At 28.4% G+C, this 18986-nt stretch carries 20 protein-coding genes; 15 read left to right on the top strand and 5 right to left on the bottom strand.

Annotated elements, in window-relative coordinates:
* The first annotated feature begins 10 nt into the window (after nucleotides 1-10).
* Entirely contained in the window at nucleotides 11-1117 is a 1107-nt protein-coding gene (locus tag PG913_RS07440; protein ID WP_271230180.1) for an efflux RND transporter periplasmic adaptor subunit, read from the top strand.
* 203 nt (nucleotides 1118-1320) lie between these two features.
* Here the strand turns inward: PG913_RS07440 and gcvT are convergent, their stop codons facing one another.
* Nucleotides 1321-2403, bottom strand: a complete 1083-nt coding sequence (gene gcvT, locus PG913_RS07435; protein WP_271230179.1) for a glycine cleavage system aminomethyltransferase GcvT — start codon at nucleotides 2401-2403, stop codon at nucleotides 1321-1323.
* 164 nt (nucleotides 2404-2567) lie between these two features.
* Here gcvT and PG913_RS07430 point away from each other — a divergent pair, with 164 nt between their 5' ends.
* Together PG913_RS07430 and priA are read left to right on the top strand one after the other, a co-directional pair.
* Nucleotides 2568-2786, top strand: a complete 219-nt coding sequence (locus PG913_RS07430; RefSeq protein WP_271230178.1) for a VF530 family protein — start codon at nucleotides 2568-2570, stop codon at nucleotides 2784-2786.
* Nucleotides 2787-3043: 257 nt separating this feature from the next.
* Entirely contained in the window at nucleotides 3044-5485 is a 2442-nt protein-coding gene (gene priA / locus PG913_RS07425; RefSeq protein ID WP_271230177.1) for a replication restart helicase PriA, read from the top strand.
* Between the two features lie 86 nt (nucleotides 5486-5571).
* On the opposite strand, the gene PG913_RS07420 is transcribed toward priA, so the two are convergent.
* Nucleotides 5572-5961 carry a DoxX family membrane protein gene (locus tag PG913_RS07420; RefSeq protein ID WP_271230176.1) on the bottom strand — a complete coding sequence of 130 codons (390 nt, stop codon included), beginning with the start codon at nucleotides 5959-5961 and terminating at the stop codon, nucleotides 5572-5574.
* A 71-nt stretch (nucleotides 5962-6032) separates the two neighbouring features.
* Between PG913_RS07420 and PG913_RS07415 the strand changes: the two genes are divergently transcribed.
* The 12 genes from PG913_RS07415 (at nucleotide 6033) to PG913_RS07360 (ending at nucleotide 17105) form a co-directional block, all read left to right on the top strand.
* The gene (locus PG913_RS07415; RefSeq protein WP_271230175.1) at nucleotides 6033-7109 is read left to right on the top strand and encodes an esterase-like activity of phytase family protein; all 1077 of its coding nucleotides are present in this window, start codon (nucleotides 6033-6035) and stop codon (nucleotides 7107-7109) included.
* Between the two features lie 24 nt (nucleotides 7110-7133).
* Nucleotides 7134-7646 (top strand): DUF6913 domain-containing protein, encoded by a 513-nt coding sequence (locus PG913_RS07410; protein WP_271230174.1) that lies wholly within the window; start codon nucleotides 7134-7136, stop codon nucleotides 7644-7646.
* A complete protein-coding gene (gene dapA, locus PG913_RS07405) occupies nucleotides 7646-8521 on the top strand; it encodes a 4-hydroxy-tetrahydrodipicolinate synthase (RefSeq protein WP_271230173.1) in 876 nt (291 codons plus the stop codon). The genes PG913_RS07410 and dapA overlap by 1 nt, the downstream gene beginning before the upstream one ends.
* A gap of 130 nt (nucleotides 8522-8651) precedes the next feature.
* Nucleotides 8652-9170: a ferritin gene (locus tag PG913_RS07400; protein WP_271230172.1), complete on the top strand. Its 519-nt coding sequence runs from the start codon at nucleotides 8652-8654 to the stop codon at nucleotides 9168-9170.
* A gap of 123 nt (nucleotides 9171-9293) precedes the next feature.
* The gene (locus PG913_RS07395; RefSeq protein ID WP_271230171.1) at nucleotides 9294-10115 is read left to right on the top strand and encodes an outer membrane protein assembly factor BamD; all 822 of its coding nucleotides are present in this window, start codon (nucleotides 9294-9296) and stop codon (nucleotides 10113-10115) included.
* A gap of 3 nt (nucleotides 10116-10118) precedes the next feature.
* Nucleotides 10119-10439 carry a DNA-directed RNA polymerase subunit omega gene (locus tag PG913_RS07390; protein WP_271230170.1) on the top strand — a complete coding sequence of 107 codons (321 nt, stop codon included), beginning with the start codon at nucleotides 10119-10121 and terminating at the stop codon, nucleotides 10437-10439.
* A gap of 1 nt (nucleotide 10440) precedes the next feature.
* Complete coding sequence (gene coaBC, locus PG913_RS07385; protein ID WP_271230169.1) at nucleotides 10441-11646, top strand: bifunctional phosphopantothenoylcysteine decarboxylase/phosphopantothenate--cysteine ligase CoaBC; 1206 nt, start codon at nucleotides 10441-10443, stop codon at nucleotides 11644-11646.
* A 118-nt stretch (nucleotides 11647-11764) separates the two neighbouring features.
* Nucleotides 11765-12655, top strand: a complete 891-nt coding sequence (porD, locus tag PG913_RS07380; RefSeq protein ID WP_271230168.1) for a type IX secretion system protein PorD — start codon at nucleotides 11765-11767, stop codon at nucleotides 12653-12655.
* 140 nt (nucleotides 12656-12795) lie between these two features.
* Entirely contained in the window at nucleotides 12796-14448 is a 1653-nt protein-coding gene (recN, locus tag PG913_RS07375) for a DNA repair protein RecN (RefSeq protein ID WP_271230167.1), read from the top strand.
* Between the two features lie 26 nt (nucleotides 14449-14474).
* Entirely contained in the window at nucleotides 14475-15287 is an 813-nt protein-coding gene (locus tag PG913_RS07370) for an enoyl-ACP reductase FabI (RefSeq protein WP_271230166.1), read from the top strand.
* 73 nt (nucleotides 15288-15360) lie between these two features.
* A complete protein-coding gene (locus PG913_RS07365) occupies nucleotides 15361-16140 on the top strand; it encodes a DUF3050 domain-containing protein (RefSeq protein ID WP_271230165.1) in 780 nt (259 codons plus the stop codon).
* Nucleotides 16140-17105, top strand: coding sequence for a glycosyltransferase (locus PG913_RS07360; RefSeq protein ID WP_271230164.1), 966 nt, complete (start codon nucleotides 16140-16142; stop codon nucleotides 17103-17105). The genes PG913_RS07365 and PG913_RS07360 overlap by 1 nt, the downstream gene beginning before the upstream one ends.
* A 43-nt stretch (nucleotides 17106-17148) precedes the next feature.
* On the opposite strand, the gene PG913_RS07355 is transcribed toward PG913_RS07360, so the two are convergent.
* Genes PG913_RS07355 through prfB form a run of 3 tightly spaced genes read right to left on the bottom strand, consistent with a single transcriptional unit; the run spans nucleotide 17149 to nucleotide 18973 of the window.
* Entirely contained in the window at nucleotides 17149-17463 is a 315-nt protein-coding gene (locus PG913_RS07355) for a hypothetical protein (protein WP_271230163.1), read from the bottom strand.
* A 37-nt stretch (nucleotides 17464-17500) separates the two neighbouring features.
* The gene (gene arsC, locus PG913_RS07350; protein ID WP_271230162.1) at nucleotides 17501-17842 is read right to left on the bottom strand and encodes an arsenate reductase (glutaredoxin); all 342 of its coding nucleotides are present in this window, start codon (nucleotides 17840-17842) and stop codon (nucleotides 17501-17503) included.
* 36 nt (nucleotides 17843-17878) lie between these two features.
* Complete coding sequence (prfB, locus tag PG913_RS07345) at nucleotides 17879-18973, bottom strand: peptide chain release factor 2 (protein WP_271230161.1); 1095 nt, start codon at nucleotides 18971-18973, stop codon at nucleotides 17879-17881.
* Nucleotides 18974-18986: the final 13 nt, after the last annotated feature.

Genomic DNA, 18986 nt, shown 5'->3' with positions numbered 1-18986 from the left:
TCAACTAATTATGAGTAAAAGAGCAAAAATTATTTTAGGTATTATAGCAATATTATTTGCTGTAGCATTAATATGGTTCGGGCAAAAGAACAAAAAAAATATTGTAACGTATGAAACAGAAACACCGTTTAGAACAACAATAGTTAAAAAAACGGTAGCAACAGGTAAAGTAGTACCTTTAGAAGAAGTTGAAATTAAACCTCAAATAGCAGGTATTGTTGATAAGATTTTAGTTGAAGAAGGAGCTATCGTAAAAGCAGGAGATTTAATAGCAACTGTTAGAGTTGTACCAAATGTAGCTTCTTTAAATAGAGCAAATGGTGCTGTGAAAAATGCAAAATTATCATTTAATAATGCAAAAGTTCAATTTGATAGAAACAAAAAACTATTTGATAAAGGAGTAATTTCTCGTCAAGAGTTTGAAAATGCTGAACTAACTTATAATAATGCCAGTTTATCATTAGCAAATGCCAAATCTGATATGGATATTATTAAAAAAGGAACAACATCAGGTTTAGGAAGTGCTGCTAATACAAGTATTAGAGCAACTACATCGGGTATGATTGTTGAAATTCCTGTTAAAAAAGGATATCAAGTTACACAAGCAAATGATTTTAACGCAGGTACTACAATTGCTCGTATTGCTGATATGACCAAAATGATTTTTGAAGGTAAAGTAGATGAATCTGAAGTAGGGAAACTAGTAAAAGGAAGTAATATTGAAATTGCAATCGGTGCTATTGAAAATAAAAAATTTCCTGCTGTTTTAAACTTTATAGCTCCAAAAGGAACTGATGAAGGAGGAGCTGTTCAATTTAAAATTAAAGCAGATGTTACTTTAGATGATGAATATTTTATTAGAGCTGGTTATAGTGCAAATGCTGATATCGTTTTAGTTAAAAAAGATTCAGTTTTATCAATAAAAGAAGCGTTGCTTAGGTTTGATAAAAAAACAGAAGAACCATATGTAGAAGTTAAAATTTCAGATGATAAATTTGAAAAAAAGGAAGTGAAATTAGGTACTTCAGATGGTATAAATGTTGAGGTTTTAGAAGGGGTAACCAAAGATGATGAAATAAAAATTTGGAACAAAGCTTCTAAAGATGATAAAAAGTAATATTTAAAAATCTGTAATAAAAAAAATGTAAATAGCAGAAATTTCTAGCCCCGATTGAAGCAATTGTTTGAGCTCTTTTTTTGATTTTTCTTCAAAAAAAAGCGAGTGCGGAAAGCGGGAAATTGCTTCAAATAATTTTAGATATTATCATAAACAAAAAAGCAACTCCTAAGAGTTGCTTTTTACATTTAAATATTTTAAGCTTATCCTTTGTAAAAAGGTAATTTAACCACTTTTGCAGCTAATTGTTTTTTACGAACTTGAATAAAAATATCAGAATCTAATTTTGAATTTTCTTTAGTAACGTATCCTAAACCAATTCCTTTTCCTAAAGAAGGACTCATAGTTCCAGAAGTAACACGACCAATTACAGTACCTTCAGCATCAACTATTTCATAGTCATGACGAGGAATACCACGTTCTGTTAATTCAAAAGCAACTAATTTTTTAGTAACACCAGCTTCTTTTTGAGCCTTTAAAGCTTCAGAATTTACAAAGTCTTTTGTGAATTTAGTAATCCAACCTAAACCAGCTTCTAATGGTGAAGTTGTATCGTCAATATCATTACCATATAAACAGTAACCCATTTCTAAACGTAAAGTATCACGAGCAGCTAAACCGATTGGTTTAATTCCCCATTCAGCACCAGCTTCGAAAACTTTTTTCCAAACAGCTTCTACGTCTTCATTTTTTACATAAATTTCAAATCCACCAGAACCAGTATAACCAGTTGCCGATACAATTACATTTGGTAAACCAGCAAAATCAGTGATTTCAAACGTGTAAAATTTAATTGTAGATAAGTTAACAGAAGTTAACGATTGCATAGCTTCTGCAGCCTTAGGACCTTGAATCGCTAATAAAGACCAGTCATCAGAACGGTTTTCCATTTCAACATTTAAGTCGTTATGGCTAGCAATCCAGTTCCAATCTTTTTCGATGTTAGATGCGTTTACAACAAGCATATACTCATTTTCAGCAATCATGTAGATAATTAAATCATCAACAATTCCTCCATCAGCATTTGGCATACAGCTGTATTGCGCTTTACCAGGTGTTAATTTTGAAGCGTCGTTTGTTCCAATTTTTTGAATTAAAGCCAAAGCATTTTCTCCTTTTAAGAAAAACTCACCCATATGACTTACGTCAAAAACTCCAACTCCTTTTCTTACAGTTTCGTGTTCTATATTGATACCTTCGTATTGTACAGGCATGTTATAACCAGCAAAAGGAACTAATTTTGCTCCTAAAGCTTCGTGAATATGTGTTAATGCAGTATTTTTCATTCTAAAATTGTTTGTTTTAAAGTATTTGCTAAAATATTGAAAAAATGACAAATAAATAGTCTGATTCTATTTAATATTTCAAACTTTCAAATACTATAAAACTTAAAAGGTAATTAGACTAATTAATCAACTAGAACCTTTATTTTTGCTTTTTTACATAAAATATGAGCCAACAACAACCAAATAATCCGCTTCACGGAATAAAATTAGCCACCATGTTAGAAGAACTATATTTAGAATATGGTTGGGAAGAATTAGGTGAAATTTTAAAAATTAATGCTTTTAAAAACAATCCTACTTATAAATCTAGCTTAAAATTTTTAAGAACAACTCCTTGGGCTAGAACTAAAGTAGAAGCATTGTATTTAAAGTTTATAAGCTAAATTATTTTTTAGTTAAATTATTTGAAGCAATTTCCCGCTTTCTGCACTCGCTTTTTTTTGAAGAAAAATCAAAAAAAGAGCTCAAACAAATGCTTCAATCGGGGCTAGAAATTTCTGCTAACTATAAAATATTTTTTATAAATATAAATTTACACCTCATAATTTTAAATTGTGAGGTGTAAATTTTTTACATTTATTTATAATAAATATCGTTGTATTTTTGTTAATTTTCAACCGAAAAATTACTAGAAGTTATCATGTATTTCATCGACGTTATATTACCTATTCCTTTAAAAAAAACATTTACGTATTCTGTAAATGAAGCAGAATTTTCATTTCTTAAAAAAGGAATGCGAGTAGCTGTTTCTTTTGGAAAAAGTAAAATTTATACGGCACTTGTTTTTGATATTCATCAAAATGCACCTGAATCTTATAAAGCAAAAGATATTAATCAAATTTTAGATGAATTTCCTATTGTAAACGAATTACAGTTAAAACATTGGCAGTGGATTTCGAGTTATTATATGTGTTCGTTAGGTGATGTTTACAGAGCAGCTTTGCCATCGGCATTTATACTAGAAAGTGAAACTATTATTTATAAAAATGAAACTTTTACTGATGAAAATTCTTTAACAGATGAAGAGTTTTTAATTTTTGAAGCACTACAAAATAGTTCTCAATTAACTATTCATGAAGTTGCTAATATTATCGATAAAAAAAATGTTTTACCTATTATTGATACTTTAATTAATAAAGAAGCTGCTTTTATTAAAGAAGAAATTTACGAAACATATAAACCAAAATTAGTAAAATATGTTCGTTTAAATGCGATGCATCAATCTAATGAAGCACTTCAAAAATTATTAGAAAATTTATCAAGAGCAAAAAAACAACGAGAAGCAGTACTTACTTATTTTCAATTATCAATTGCTAAAAAACCAATAAAAGCAAAAGATTTAGAAGAGAAATCAGGCGTATCATCATCAATATTAAAAGCATTAGTTGATAAAGAAATTTTTGAATTTTATCAAATTCAAACAGATAGAATCAATTTTAAAGGAGCAACTAATCAAATAAAAGAATTAAATGATTTTCAACAGCAATCTTTTAACGAAATTAAAACATCTTTTAAAACTCAAAATGTAACATTATTACACGGAGTTACAGGTTCAGGAAAAACAGAAATTTATGTAAAACTGATAAAAGAAGTTGTTGCAGAAGGAAAACAAGTATTGTTTTTATTGCCAGAAATAGCTTTAACAACTCAAATAATTGCACGATTACAACGTTATTTTGGCGATTTTATATCCGTTTTTCATTCAAAATATTCAATGAATGAACGTGTAGAAGTTTGGAATAACGTATTAGAAAATAAACCAAAAGCACAAATTATTTTAGGCGCTCGTTCATCAGGGTTTTTACCTTTTTCAAACTTAGGTTTAATTGTTGTTGATGAAGAACATGAAACATCATACAAACAATTTGAGCCATCACCAAGATACAATGCTCGTGATACGGCTATTGTTTTAGCACATTTACATAAAGCAAAAGTGTTGTTAGGTTCTGCAACTCCATCATTAGAAAGTTATTTTAATGCGAAACAAAATAAATATGGTTTTGTTGAATTAACTCGTCGTTTTGGAAATATTCAATTGCCCAAAATAGAGCTAATCGATGTAAAAGAAAAACAACGAAAAAAGGAAATGAAAGGTTTGTTTTCAGACCGTTTATTAAAAATGATTAATGATGCTTTAGAGGTAAAAGAACAAGTGATTTTGTTTCAGAATCGTCGTGGTTTTTCTCCTGTTGTTGAATGTACTACTTGCGGAGTTTCTCCACAATGCCCAAATTGTGATGTGAGTTTAACATTTCATAAATTTAGAAGGGAATTAAAATGTCATTATTGTCAATATCAACGTGCTATGCCTAATAATTGTGGTGCTTGTGGAAGTACAACTCTTGATACAAAAGGTTTTGGAACAGAACAAATTGAGTTAGAATTAAAAACATTATTTCCTAATCATAATATTGGAAGAATGGATTTAGATACCACACGAGGTAAATATGGTTATCAAAAAATAATTGGAGCTTTTGAAGCTCAAGAAATAGATATTTTAGTAGGAACACAAATGTTATCAAAAGGATTAGATTTTGAAAATGTATCATTAGTAGGTATTTTAAATGCCGATTCTATGTTGAATTTCCCAGATTTTCGAGCGCATGAACGAGCTTATCAATTAATGGTTCAGGTTTCGGGTAGGGCAGGACGTAGCAAAAAACAAGGGAAAGTAGCTATACAAACTTATAATCCGAATCATCAAATATTACAGCAAGTTTCTACGACTAATTATTCTGAAATGTATAAAGAACAATTGCAAGATCGTTGGCAATTTCATTATCCACCTTATTATAAATTGATTAAAATTACGCTAAAACATAAAGATCCAGTTCGTGTTGAAAGAGGGGTGAATTGGCTAGTAAAATCATTACAAAATGCTTTTGGCGAAAATGTTTTAGGACCAACAACCCCAGCAGTATCACGTATTCGAAATTTATATATTAAAAATTTAGTGATTAAAATTCCGCCAAAACAATCGCTAGGAAAAACAAAAGAATTAATAGGTAAAGTTAAAAATTCTTTTGAAGGTGTGAAAGATTTTAGATCAATCCGTTTTATTATGGATGTGGATGCTTATTAAATAGTTGCAATTAATATAGTTAATAAAAAAGCGATTTTTAGAACATCTAAAACCGCTTTTTTTAATGAGAAAATCAATATATAAAACTATAACTTGTTTCCTATAAAAGGAATGTTTTTTCTATTTAAATATAATAATATTACAGCAGCAATTAGCGTAATTATTGCTGAGAAAAATAAACTTCCACCATCACCATTGTGTTCAATGCCTAATATTGTCAAATGTCCCATAATTGCACCGCCCATTAATCCAATGGTTAAACCTGCTCCTAACCAAGTCTTTTTGGGAATGAATAATAAGATAGCGGCTATTAATTCAAAAAAACCAGTTCCAATCCTCATAAAAGCTTCGTTTTCGTTAGCTATTTTTGTGAATAAATCAATGCTTTCTGTAGCTCCTGTAAATTTAAAAAATAATGTTTGAAGCATTATAATAGCAGCAATTAATTTTAATAATAGTGGGAAATATTTGTTCATTTGTAGTTGTTTTTATTTTAGACGGTCTTTTTTTATCTCCTTACAATTATATTAAATAGTATTTTTACAGGATGAAAATAAGATTTCTTTATATCGCAGTGTTTTTAGTTTTATCAGGATGTGAAACAGAAAAAATTAACTTAAAATTTTTAAATGAATTTATAATTAAAGATTCTTTAATTTTAGATAACACTATTATTGGTGGTATTTCAGGAATCGATTTTAGTAATAATCAATATTTTATGGTTGTTGACGATGCTAGAAATCCAAGAGTTTTAGTTGGTGATATTTTGATAAAAGAAAACGCTATAAAAGAAGTAACTTTTAAAAAAGTAATTCAACTAGATACTGTAAGTTCATTTTGTCAAAGTAATTTTTTAGATTTAGAAGGCATTTTTATTGCTGATAATCAAATGAATTTGATAAGTGAAGGAAGTATCCGAAAAGGTAAAAGTCCAACTATTTTTATAGTAGATAGTTTAGGTAAATATCAGAACGAAATAAAAACTCCAGCTTATTTTAAAGCAAATTCTGTATCACAACCAAAACATAATGCTACGTTTGAAAGTTCTTCAAAAAGTATAAATAAAAAAGGTTTTTGGATAGGGATGGAAGCGCCGTTAAAAGCAGATGGAGAAGAACCTACGTTTCATAAAACACAATCGCCAATACGAATTACCTATTTTGATAATCAATCAAAAAAAGCAACAAAGCAATTTGTTTATCAACTAGAAAAAATTAATAAACCAGCAAAAGGAAATATCAATTTAAACGGTGTTACAGCTATTTTAGAATATAAAAAGAATAATTTTTTTGTGATAGAAAGAATTTATCAAAGTGGATATGGAACTTTAGGAAATACTATCAGAATTTTTAAAGCCTCTATTGATAAGACATCAACAAATACATTAGATATCTTATCATTAAAAAAAGAAAAATATATTCCGTTAAAAAAAGAATTATTGTTTGATTTTTCATCAATTCAACATAAATTAACCGATTCAATTATAGATAATATTGAAGGAATTACTTTTGGACCTAAATTATTAAACGGAAATCGTTCTTTAATTTTGGTTTCTGATGATAATTTTCAAGCCTACGGAAAGCAGTTGACACAATTTTTATTGTTAGAAATTGAAACAGAATAGCCATGAGCACTAGCACTTATTAAAATGATAGAGACTTTTAAAGAAAAATCAATTCAAAAAAATTACGATAAACTTATTGTAAATGGAGTAAATAAAGATCAGAATACTACTAAAATAAATAAAGTTGTTGTTTTATTAGATAATGAATCTTTAGAAAATATTGTGATTCCTAATTTAATTAATACACTTCCTTTTAAAAAGGAAAATATTGAAGTGTTTATATATAAAGAGTATTCAAAAAAAGAGGAATTAGCTTCTAATTTTTTTACAAATAATGAATTTGGATTCAAAGCAAGTTTAAAATCAGACAATTTAAAAAACTTCGTTAAAAACGATTATGATTTGCTTATTAATTATGTAAAAACTCCAAATTTATATACGAATACAATAACTTTGTTGTCGCAAGCAAGCTTAAAAGCTAGTTTTGCAGGGATTGATGATAGATTGTATGATCTTGTTATATCTGACGAAGGATTAAATGAAGCAGTTTTAAATCAAGAATTAAAAAAATATTTAACAATACTAAAAAAAATATAATGCAAAAATTTGTTGGTACTGGTGTCGCTTTGGTAACTCCTTTTAGCGAAGATTTAAGTGTAGATTTTGATGCACTTAAAAAGTTAGTAAATTATAACATTGATAATGGAACTGATTATTTGGTTATTAATGGAACAACTGCTGAAAGTGCTACCATAACAAAGCAAGAAAAAGAACAAATAATAAAGGTTATTGTTGAAGAAAACAACGGAAGATTACCTTTAGTTTTAGGTCTTGGAGGAAATAATACACAAGTTGTAATTGATGAGTTAAAATCGACAGATTTATCAAATATTGATGGAATATTATCAGTAGCTCCTTATTACAGTAAACCAACTCAAGAAGGTTTTTATCAGCATTTTAAAGCTATTTCTTTAGCAAGTTCTAAACCAATTATATTATATAATGTACCTGGTAGAACGGCTAAGAACATGGAGCCATCTACTGTTTTACGTTTGGCAAATGATTTTGAAAATATTATAGGAATTAAAGAAGCGGGCAGTAATCAATATCAATATTTACAGTTATTAAAAGATAAACCAAAAGATTTTTTGATTATTTCTGGAGATGATGATTTAGCTTTAGGAGTTGTTTTAGCAGGAGGATCAGGAGTTATATCTGTAATAGGACAAGGATTTCCAAAAGAATTTTCAAAGATGATTAAGTTAGGTTTGGAAGGGAAAAACCAAGAAGCTTATGAAATTCATTATAAATTAATGGATGTTATCGATTATATTTTTGAAGAAAATAATCCATCAGGAATTAAAGCTTTATTATTAAAAAAAGGAATTTGTTTAGACGAAGTTCGTTTACCTTTAGTAAAAGCAACAGAAGAATTACAAACAAAAATTTCAGACTTTACAGATAATTTGTAATTTGTCTAAACAAAAATATTATTTATAAGAGGCTACAGTTTTTTAATTGTAGCCTTTTTTTTGCATCTTTGTTTAAAATCTTTTTTATATAAAAGAAAAGAAACTTTAATTTTTTTAAAAAAACAAAAATATGTTATCAAAAATAATAGAAAGCGCATTAAATAAACAAATAAAAATAGAAGCAGAATCGTCACAAGTATATTTATCAATGGCGTGTTGGGCAGAAAATCAAGGTTTTGAGGGAGTAGCACAATTTATGTATGCACATTCCGATGAAGAACGTATGCACATGTTAAAATTAGTAAAGTTTGTAAATGAAAGAGGAGGACATGCAAAAGTTTCAGAATTAGTAGCACCACCAAGTGAATTTGGGTCGTTTAAAGATATGTTTCAAACATTATTTGACCGTGAAGTAATGGTTTCAGCATCAATTAACGATTTAGTTCATATTACCTTACAAGAAAGAGATTATGCTACACATAACTTTTTACAATGGTATGTTTCTGAACAAATAGAAGAAGAAGCGTTGGCAAGAAATATTTTAGATAAAATTAATTTAATTGGTGACGATAAAGGAGGTTTATATTTATTTGATAATGATGTTAAACAAATTGTAGCACAAGGAGCTGCTGCTAACACTGCTCAATAAGATTAACAAAAAATTATATATTATACGTGATTTTTATATCAGATTTTATAGTTTATTGCAATACTCTATCTAGATAGAAAGAAATCGTTTTAATAATCCATAATTAATCACTAATTTTGCCAAATGCAAAAAATTAAAAATTTAGCGTATTTAGTTGTAATGCTATTCGTTTTATCTTCATGTGGAGAATATCACAGAGCATTAAACAAAGGAAGTATTCAAGAGCAGTATAAAATGGCTGTAAAAATGTACGAATCGCAAAAGTACAGCAAAGCGTTACGTTTGTTTGAAAAGGTTACACCTACTTACAGAGGAAAACCTCAAATGGAGCGTATCCAATACATGGTTTCTCAATCTAATTTTAATGAAAAAAATTATAGTTTAGCTGGATATTACTTTAATAGGTTTACAACAAATTACCCTAAAAGTTCAAAAAAAGAAGAAGCTGCTTTTTTATCAGCGTTAAGTTATTATAAAGCTGCGCCTAGTTTTAGTTTAGACCCTACGGATACAGATAAAGCATTAGCATCTTTTCAAGCTTTTATTGATGGATATCCTAATTCAGATAAATTAGATGAAGCAAATAAATATTATGCTGAATTACGTGGTAAATTAGAGAGAAAATCGTTTGAAATAGCTAAAACATATTACAAAACAGCTGCTTATGATTCTAGAAATTATACCGCAGCAATTACTGCTTTTGATAATTTATTATCAGATTATTTGGGTACAAAATATAAAGAAGAAGCGTTATATTTTCGTTTAAAAGCAGCACATGATTTTGTAATGAAAAGTACGCAACGTAGAAAACCTGAAAGAATTAAAGTAGCTATAAAAGCATACGATAAATTAAAGAGAAGTTTTCCTGAATCTAAATTTATAGAAGATTCCAATGCAATGTTAGCAGCATTAAATAAAGAACAAGAACAATTAGTTAAAAGTTAAAAGATGGATTATAAAGAAACGAAAGCACCCTTAAGTACTATTACTTATAATAAAGAAGCTATCGAAGCTCCAACAGAGAATATCTATGAAGCTATTTCAGTTATAGCTAAAAGAGCTAATCAAATTAATGCTGATTTAAAGAAAGAATTAGTTGATAAATTAGATGAATTTGCTACTTATAACGATAGTTTAGAAGAAGTTTTTGAAAATAAAGAACAAATTGAAGTTTCTAAATTTTACGAACGTTTACCTAAACCCTATGCTATTGCTGTAGATGAATGGTTAAACGGTAAAGTATATTTTAGAACTCCAGACGTAGAATAATATGTCTGTATTAAATGGTAAAAAAGTATTATTAGGTGTTACCGCAGGTATTGCCGCATACAAAACAGCCAGTTTAGTTCGATTATTTATAAAATCAGGCGCAGAAGTTATCGTAGTGATGACTCCTGCGTCTAAAGATTTTATAACACCTCTTACACTTTCTACTTTATCTAAAAACCCTGTTTATTCTACTTTTTATGAAAAAGAAGATGAAAATGAGGTATGGAATAATCATGTTGATTTAGGGCTTTGGGCAGATTTAATGATTATTGCTCCAGCAACTGCAAATACCTTGTCTAAAATGACAAATGGTACTTGCGATAATTTATTATTAGCTACTTATTTATCTGCAAAATGTCCTATATATTTTGCTCCTGCAATGGATTTAGATATGTATATACATCCTTCCACTAAAAATAGTTTAGACACATTACAAAATTTTGGTAATATATTAATTCCTGCAACTTCTGGTGAATTAGCTAGCGGATTGGTAGGAGAAGGTCGTATGGCTGAGCCAACAGATATTGTTTCTTTTATCGAAAAAGATATCGCTTCAAAATTACCACTTCGAGGAAAAAAATTATTATTAACAGCAGGTCCAACGTATGAAGCAATTGATCCTGTTCGTTTTATAGGGAATCATTCTTCTGGTAAAATGGGGTTTGAAATAGCTAAAACAGCTGCTAATTTAGGAGCTGAAGTATATTTAGTCGCAGGACCTTCACATCAAAAAGTATCCCATTCTTTTATTCATAGAATCGATGTCAAATCAGCTCAAGAAATGTATGATGCTTGTCATAAATATTATGAAATGGTAGATATTGCAATTTTATCGGCTGCTGTGGCAGATTATCGACCGAAAAATGTAGTTACTCAGAAAATAAAAAAGAAAGATTCAGCGTTAGTAATTGAATTAGAGCCAACAAAAGATATTTTAAAATCTTTAGGTGAGCTTAAAACAACTCAGTTATTAGTTGGTTTTGCATTAGAAACTGATAACGAAATTGAAAATGCAAAAAGTAAAATTACACGTAAAAATTTAGATTTTATTGTTTTAAATTCATTAAAAGATAAAGGTGCTGGTTTTGCTACGGATACTAATAAAGTAACTATTATTGATGCTAATTTTAATGAAACAGTATTCGATTTAAAATCGAAAATAGCTGTATCAGTTGATATAATAAACGAAGTTATTAAAAGAATTTAATAAAACTGTTATACGAGCATTGCCTTCAAAGTAATTTTGATTACTTTGAAGGCAAAATGCAATTTTAGAAAGGCTTTTTTTCTATAATGCTCTAACAAACAAATTAAAACTATAATAGATGCGTACGTTTTTCTTTTTTATTTTTATTTTATCATCAGTATTTACAATACAGTCTCAAGAATTAAATGCTTTTGTAACTATAAATACCGATAAAATTCAGAGTAGTAATAAACAAGTTTATGAAACACTTCAAAAATCATTAACAGAGTTTATTAACGAAAAACAATGGACTGATAAAAAATTTAAACAACAAGAACGTATTAATTGTGCTTTTACTATTATTATAAACGAACAAAATGGTAATAATTTTAGCGCTAGTTTACAGGTTCAATCTACACGACCTGTATATAATTCAAGTTATGCAAGCCCTATTTTAAATATAAATGATACTAATTTTAATTTTCGATATAGTGAGTTTGCTCCTTTAATTTTTAATCCAAATACTTACGATTCTAATTTAGTATCAACAATAGCTTTTTATGTTTACACTATTTTAGGTATTGACGCAGATACTTTTGCATTAAAATCAGGTACGGATTACTTTAAAACGGCCGAAAACGTTATGTTACAAGCTCAATCAAGTGGTGAAACAGGCTGGCAAAATAAAATAGGAGCACAAAATCGTTTTGCGTTAATTGATAATTTACTTTCTTCAAAATTTAGTCCTTTGCGTAGTATTTATTATGAATATCACAGAAATGGCTTTGATAAATTTGCAGATAATAAAGATATAGCTAAAGAAACTATTGAAAAAAATGTAATTTCTTTAGATAAATTACACAATATTACAATAGGTAATTATATGATTCGTGTTTTTCTAGATGCAAAAGGTGATGAAATTTTAAATGTTTTTTCTGATGGAAAACCCACAAAGAATACACCGAAAATGTTAGGTGTTTTAGATAAAATTGCCCCTACTTATAAAGATAAATGGAAGAGTATTAAATAATATAGTATTTTATTTATCAATTATTATTTTTATAGAACAATACTTTTTATGAATACTTTAAAATAGTATGTATATCAGTTCTTTTTTAAGCAATTTAATTCATACAAAATCCGTACTTTTATTCTTTTAAAGAATCGATTTTGCTTAGACATTTATCCATACATAATTACGCGTTAATCAATCAGTTATCGATTGATTTTACAAAAGGTTTATCAATAATAACAGGTGAAACTGGAGCAGGTAAATCCATATTACTAGGCGCTTTAGGTTTAGTAATGGGAAATCGTGCCGATTTATCTTCCTTAAAAAACACAGAAAAAAAATGTATTATAGAAGCTAAATTTGCTGTTGAAGGATATTCTTTACACAGTTTATTTGAAGAATTTGATATCGATTATGAAGAAGAAACTATTATCCGTAGAGAAATTCTTCCTTCAGGAAAATCAAGAGCTTTTGTAAATGATACTCCTGTAAATTTATCAATTTTAACGGCTTTAAAAATAAAGCTACTTGATATTCATTCGCAGCATCAAACATCAGAACTGTCAGATGTTAGTTTTCAATTTTCAATTATTGATGCTTTAGCAAAAAATAAAACGAAAATTACATCCTATAAAAATGGGATGAAAAAATATACTTCTTTAATTAAGGAATTAAAAATTTTAAAAGAAGAAACTCAAAAATCGAAAGAGCAATATGCTTATAACTCACACTTATTTAATGAGTTTGAAGAAGCCGAATTAATTGTAGGTGAGCAAGAAATATTAGAAGAGAAATTACATACATTAAATAATGTAGAAGAAATAAAGCAACATTTATCTGAAGCTTTAGATATTTCTTCAAATGAAGAAATTGGTATTCAAAACTCATTCTATTCCTTAGAAAATAGTTTGCAAAAAGTAAGTATATATTCTAAAAATTACGAAGAAATAGCAAACAGAGTTACAAGTATTAAATTAGAATTAGACGATGTTATTGCTGAATTAGAAAATGCAAATGATGAAGTAGATTTTAATCCGAATGAAATAGAAGAGTTAAATGATAGATTACAGTTAATTTATAATCTTCAGAAAAAGCACTCAGTTAATTCTATTGAAGAATTATTAGTTATTTTCGAATCACTATCAGAAAGAGTAGCGCAAGTAGAAGATGCAGGGGCGCTTATAGAAGCTAAAAATTCGGAGATAAAAGAAGTAACAAATAAATTAGATGAATTTGCTGTTTTAATTACTAAATCTAGAAATAAAGCAATTCCGAAATTACAAAAAGAATTAGAGTATTTATTAACTGAATTAGGAATGCCTAATGCACGTTTTTTAATTGAATTAAATGAATCGGAAACGTACTTTTCAAACGGAAAAGATGTGTTATCATTTTTATTTTCAGCAAATAAAGGTGGGAATTTTGGCGAACTTAAAAAAGTTGCTTCTGGTGGTGAATTATCAAGAATTATGTTATCTGTAAAAAAGATTTTATCAGAAAATATACAGCTTCCTACTATTATTTTTGATGAAATTGATACTGGAGTTTCAGGAGAAGTATCTAATAAAATAGCCAAAATAATGAAAGACATGGGAGTCGATATGCAAGTTATAACGATTACGCATTTACCTCAAATTGCAGCTAAAGGCTTACAACATTATAAAGTATTTAAAGGCGAAGAAAATGGCGTAACAACATCGAACTTAAAATTATTGTCAGTTGATGAACGTATAATTGAAATAGCTGAGATGTTAAGCGGAAAAGACGTGTCTGAAAGTGCTTTAATTCATGCAAAAGAATTATTAAATTAATAATTACATACAGTAAAAAGTAAAATATGTACAATTTATTAAAAGGTAAAAAAGGAATTATTTTTGGTGCATTAGATGAAAATTCTATAGCATGGAAAGTGGCTGAACGTGCTCGTGAAGAAGGTGCTGAATTTGTGCTAACTAATGCGCCTGCGGGAATGCGTTTAGGAAATATTGATGATTTAGCGACTAAAACAGGAGCTGTTGTTATACCTGCTGATGCTACTTCTATGGATGATATTACAACTTTAGTTGAAAAATCTATGGAAATTTTAGGCGGAAAAATAGATTTTGTATTGCATTCTATAGGGATGTCTGTTAATGTGCGTAAAAAACGTCATTATACTGATCCTAATTACGATTTTACAGCAAAAGGTGCTGATGTTTCTGCAGTTTCTTTTCATAAAGTAATGAATGTTTTATACAACAAAAAAGCTATGAATGAATGGGGAAGTATTGTTGCTTTGTCATATATGGCGGCTCAACGTGTGTTTCCTGATTATAATGATATGGCTGATAATAAAGCGTATTTAGAATCGATTGCTCGTAGTTTTGGATACTTTTTTGGACGTGACCATAAAGTACGTGTAAATACTATTTCACAGTCGCCAACACCAACAAAAGCAGGACAAGGTGTAAAAGGTTTTGATGGCTTTATTTCGTATTCAGATAAAATGTCTCCTTTAGGAAATGCATCAGCATTAGAATGTGCAGATTATACGATTTCTTTATTTTCAGATTTAACAAGAAAAGTAACGTTACAAAATTTATTTCATGATGGAGGATTCTCTAATATGGGAGTTAGTACAGCCGTAATGGATAAATTTACAGAATTGTAATTTTAATAATCATAAAAAAAATATATTAAAATGCAAATTATTAAATTTGCATTTTTTATTTAGAACTATTTATATGAGCAATATTTTACAAATAGAAAAGGAGTTATCTCCTTTAAGAAAGCAATTAAAAGAACATACTTTATATACATCATTAAAAAATATTAATGATGTAAAAACTTTTATGGAATCTCATGTTTTTGCAGTTTGGGATTTTATGTCATTATTAAAAGCTTTACAATTAAATTTAACTTGTACTACTTTGCCTTGGCTTCCTGTGTCAACACCAAAAACAGCTCGGTTTATTAACGAAATAGTTTTAGGAGAAGAAACAGATGTAAATGAATTAGGCGTGCCTAAAAGTCATTTTGAAATGTATATTGATGCGATGAATCAAGCAGGAGCAAGTACTACTCAAATAGCTATTTTTATTGATGCTGTTATTGAAGGGAAAACGATAGAAGAAGCTTTAAATACTGCTGTTGTTTTAAAAGAAGTAAAAGAGTTTGTTTTATTTTCTTTTGATGTTATAAACACGAATGCACCACATATTATTGCGGCTAGTTTTACCTTTGGTAGAGAAGATGTTATTCCTGATATGTTTTTTGAAATCGTTAAAAACACCGAAGAAAAAGAAACTACTACTTATAGTAAATTAACTTATTATTTAAACAGACATATTGAGTTAGATGGAGATGAGCATGGTCCTTTATCATTAAAAATGATTGAAGAGTTATGTGGTGATGATGAGCAAAAATGGAATGATGTTTTATTATATGCTAAAAAATCATTAGAGAAGCGCATCAATCTTTGGAATGGAATTACAAAACAAATTAATGAACGTGTTTTAGCATAATGAGTTTACATTTTTCAATAATAATACCTGTTTATAATCGTCCGAAAGAAATTGAGGAGTTATTAGAAAGTCTTACGAAGCAAGATTTTAATGAGAAATCATCAGAAGATTTTGAGGTTATTATTGTAGAAGATGGTTCAGGAAATTCTTCAGAAAAAATTGTAGATAAATATAAATCAACTTTAAATATTTCCTATTTTTTTAAAGAAAATAGCGGAGCAGGAGCAAGTAGAAATTACGGAATGCAAAGAGCTTCAGGAAATTATTTTATCATTTTAGATAGCGATGTTATTGTTCCTTCTGAATATTTATCCGAAGTAAAAAAAGCATTAAAAGATAATTATACTGATGCTTTTGGTGGTCCTGATGCTGCACATAGTAGTTTTACAGATTTACAAAAAGCAATTAATTATTCTATGACATCGGTATTAACAACTGGTGGAATTAGAGGTAAGAAAAAAGGAATTGGTAAGTTTCAGCCACGTAGTTTTAATTTAGGTATCTCAAAAAACGCTTTTATAAAAACGAAAGGATTTTCAGAAATGAAAGCGGGTGAAGATATTGATTTAACTTTCCGTTTATGGGAAAATGGATTTGATACACAGTTAATTGAAAGTACTTTTGTGTATCATAAACGAAGAAGTACTATTAAGCAGTTTTTTAAACAAACGTTTGCTTTTGGAACTGCACGACCTATTTTAAATGCGAAATATCCTGAAACAGCAAAATTAACATATTGGTTTCCTAGTTTATTTATTTTAGGTTTTCTGATGAGTATTCTGCTTTTTATCTTCGAATATTGGCAGTTCTTTATTTTTTATGTTATTTATTTTACTGCTATTTTTATAGATTCTTATCTGAAAAACAAAAATTTAAAAGTGGCTAGTTTAAGTAAATTAACAACTTTAATACAGTTTATGGGATATGGATTAGGGTTCTTGCAATCTAAGTTTATAAAAAAATAAAAGCACTCAAATTGAGTGCTTTTTAATAATTTTTAGTTGTATACTAAAAATCACTTTCTTCCATAATATATTCCATTAAAGAACGATAATCTTCTTCTATATAAGTTATTTCGGTAAAATTTTTATTACTATTAAAATAGTGTTTTTTTTCATCTTTTGCGGTAACATACCAAAAGTATTTATTTTGATATTCAACACCTTGATTAAAAGAAAAATCAGAGGTTATTTTTTCTTTAGATATTTTTTTTGCAATTTCTATTTGTGTTGATACAAACTCAATATAAGAATTATTGTCTTGAGCATTTATTTTAATAGTTGTTGCTAATAAAAAAAAAGTCAATAAGAATAATTTTTTCATTTTATTGGTGGTTTAGTTTCGTATTTCAAAGACGAATTTAAATAATTGTTAAAATATTTTCAGGAGGACGACCAATTACTGCTTTATTATTGTTGATAACAATCGGACGTTCAATTAATTTAGGATTGTCAATCATCGCTTTTATAACTTGTGCATCTGATAACTCTTTACTTTTAAATTCTTCTTTCCAAATTTTTTCATTTTTACGAACTAATTGAATAGGAGCGATATTTAATAAATCAATAATTTCAGTTAATTGTTTTTCTGTAGGAATAGTTTCTAAGTATTTTACAACTTCGAATTCTTTTTTTGAATTTTCTAAAATCTCAATACCTTGACGAGATTTTGAACAACGTGGATTATGATATATTTTAATCATTTTATTTTCTTTTAGCATTTTAGATTTAAGTAATATTTACTTTTCTTTTTGTCCGTTAAGCATTAAATATGATTTTAAGAACGGATTAATATTTCCGTCCATAACAGCATCTACATTTCCTGTTTCATGGGCTGTACGTACATCTTTTACTAATTTATAAGGATGCATTACATAATTTCTAATTTGACTTCCCCATTCTGTTTTTAGTTTTCCTGCTTCAATATTTTCTCTGGTAGCTAATCTTTTTTGTAATTCGATTTCATACAATTGCGATTTTAACATTTTTAAAGCTGTAGCTCTGTTATCGTGTTGAGAACGTGAGTTAGAGCATTGAATTTGAATACCGCTTGGTTTGTGTGTTAATTGAACCTTTGTTTCTACTTTATTTACATTTTGTCCACCAGCACCGCTAGAACGTGCCGTAACAATTTCTATATCGGCAGGGTTTATATCTATTTCAATAGTATCATCAGCAACAGGATATACATATACAGAGCCAAAAGTAGTGTGACGTTTACCATTACTATCAAAAGGAGAAATTCTTACTAATCTATGTACGCCGTTTTCACCTTTTAACCATCCGAAGGCATAATCGCCATCAAATTCCATAGTAACCGTTTTTACACCAGCAGTATCACCTGCCTGATAATTTAATGTTTTTAAGTTGAAGCCTTGTTTTTCTGCCCACATAGTGTACATGCGCATTAACATTTCTACCCAGTCACAACTTTCAGTACCACCAGCACCAGCCGTAATTTGAATGGTTGCACTTAAATTATCACCTTCTTCGGAAAGCATATTTTTAAATTCAATATCTTCTAAAAAAGAAATTGTTTTGTTAAATTGCTCAATAACTTCGTTCTCTTCAACTGCATCTTCTTTATAAAAATCATACAATACAGTAAGGTCTTCATTTAGTGAAATAACAGTATGGTAATCATTGACCCATTTCTTTTTAACACGTAAAGACTTCATAAACATTTCGGCTTCCTTCGGATGATTCCAGAAGTCAGGATCCATAGTTTTGTCTTCTTCGTTGCTTATTTCAATCAACTTTTTGTCAATTTCTAAATAGTTTTTTAACTTAACTATTCGTTCTGATATATTTTTTAATTGTTCTTGTGTTATCATAATCAATACAAAA

Source organism: Tenacibaculum pacificus (assembly GCF_027941775.1).
Classification (GTDB): domain Bacteria; phylum Bacteroidota; class Bacteroidia; order Flavobacteriales; family Flavobacteriaceae; genus Polaribacter; species Polaribacter pacificus_A.
This window is presented reverse-complemented; position numbering and strand designations above follow the sequence as displayed.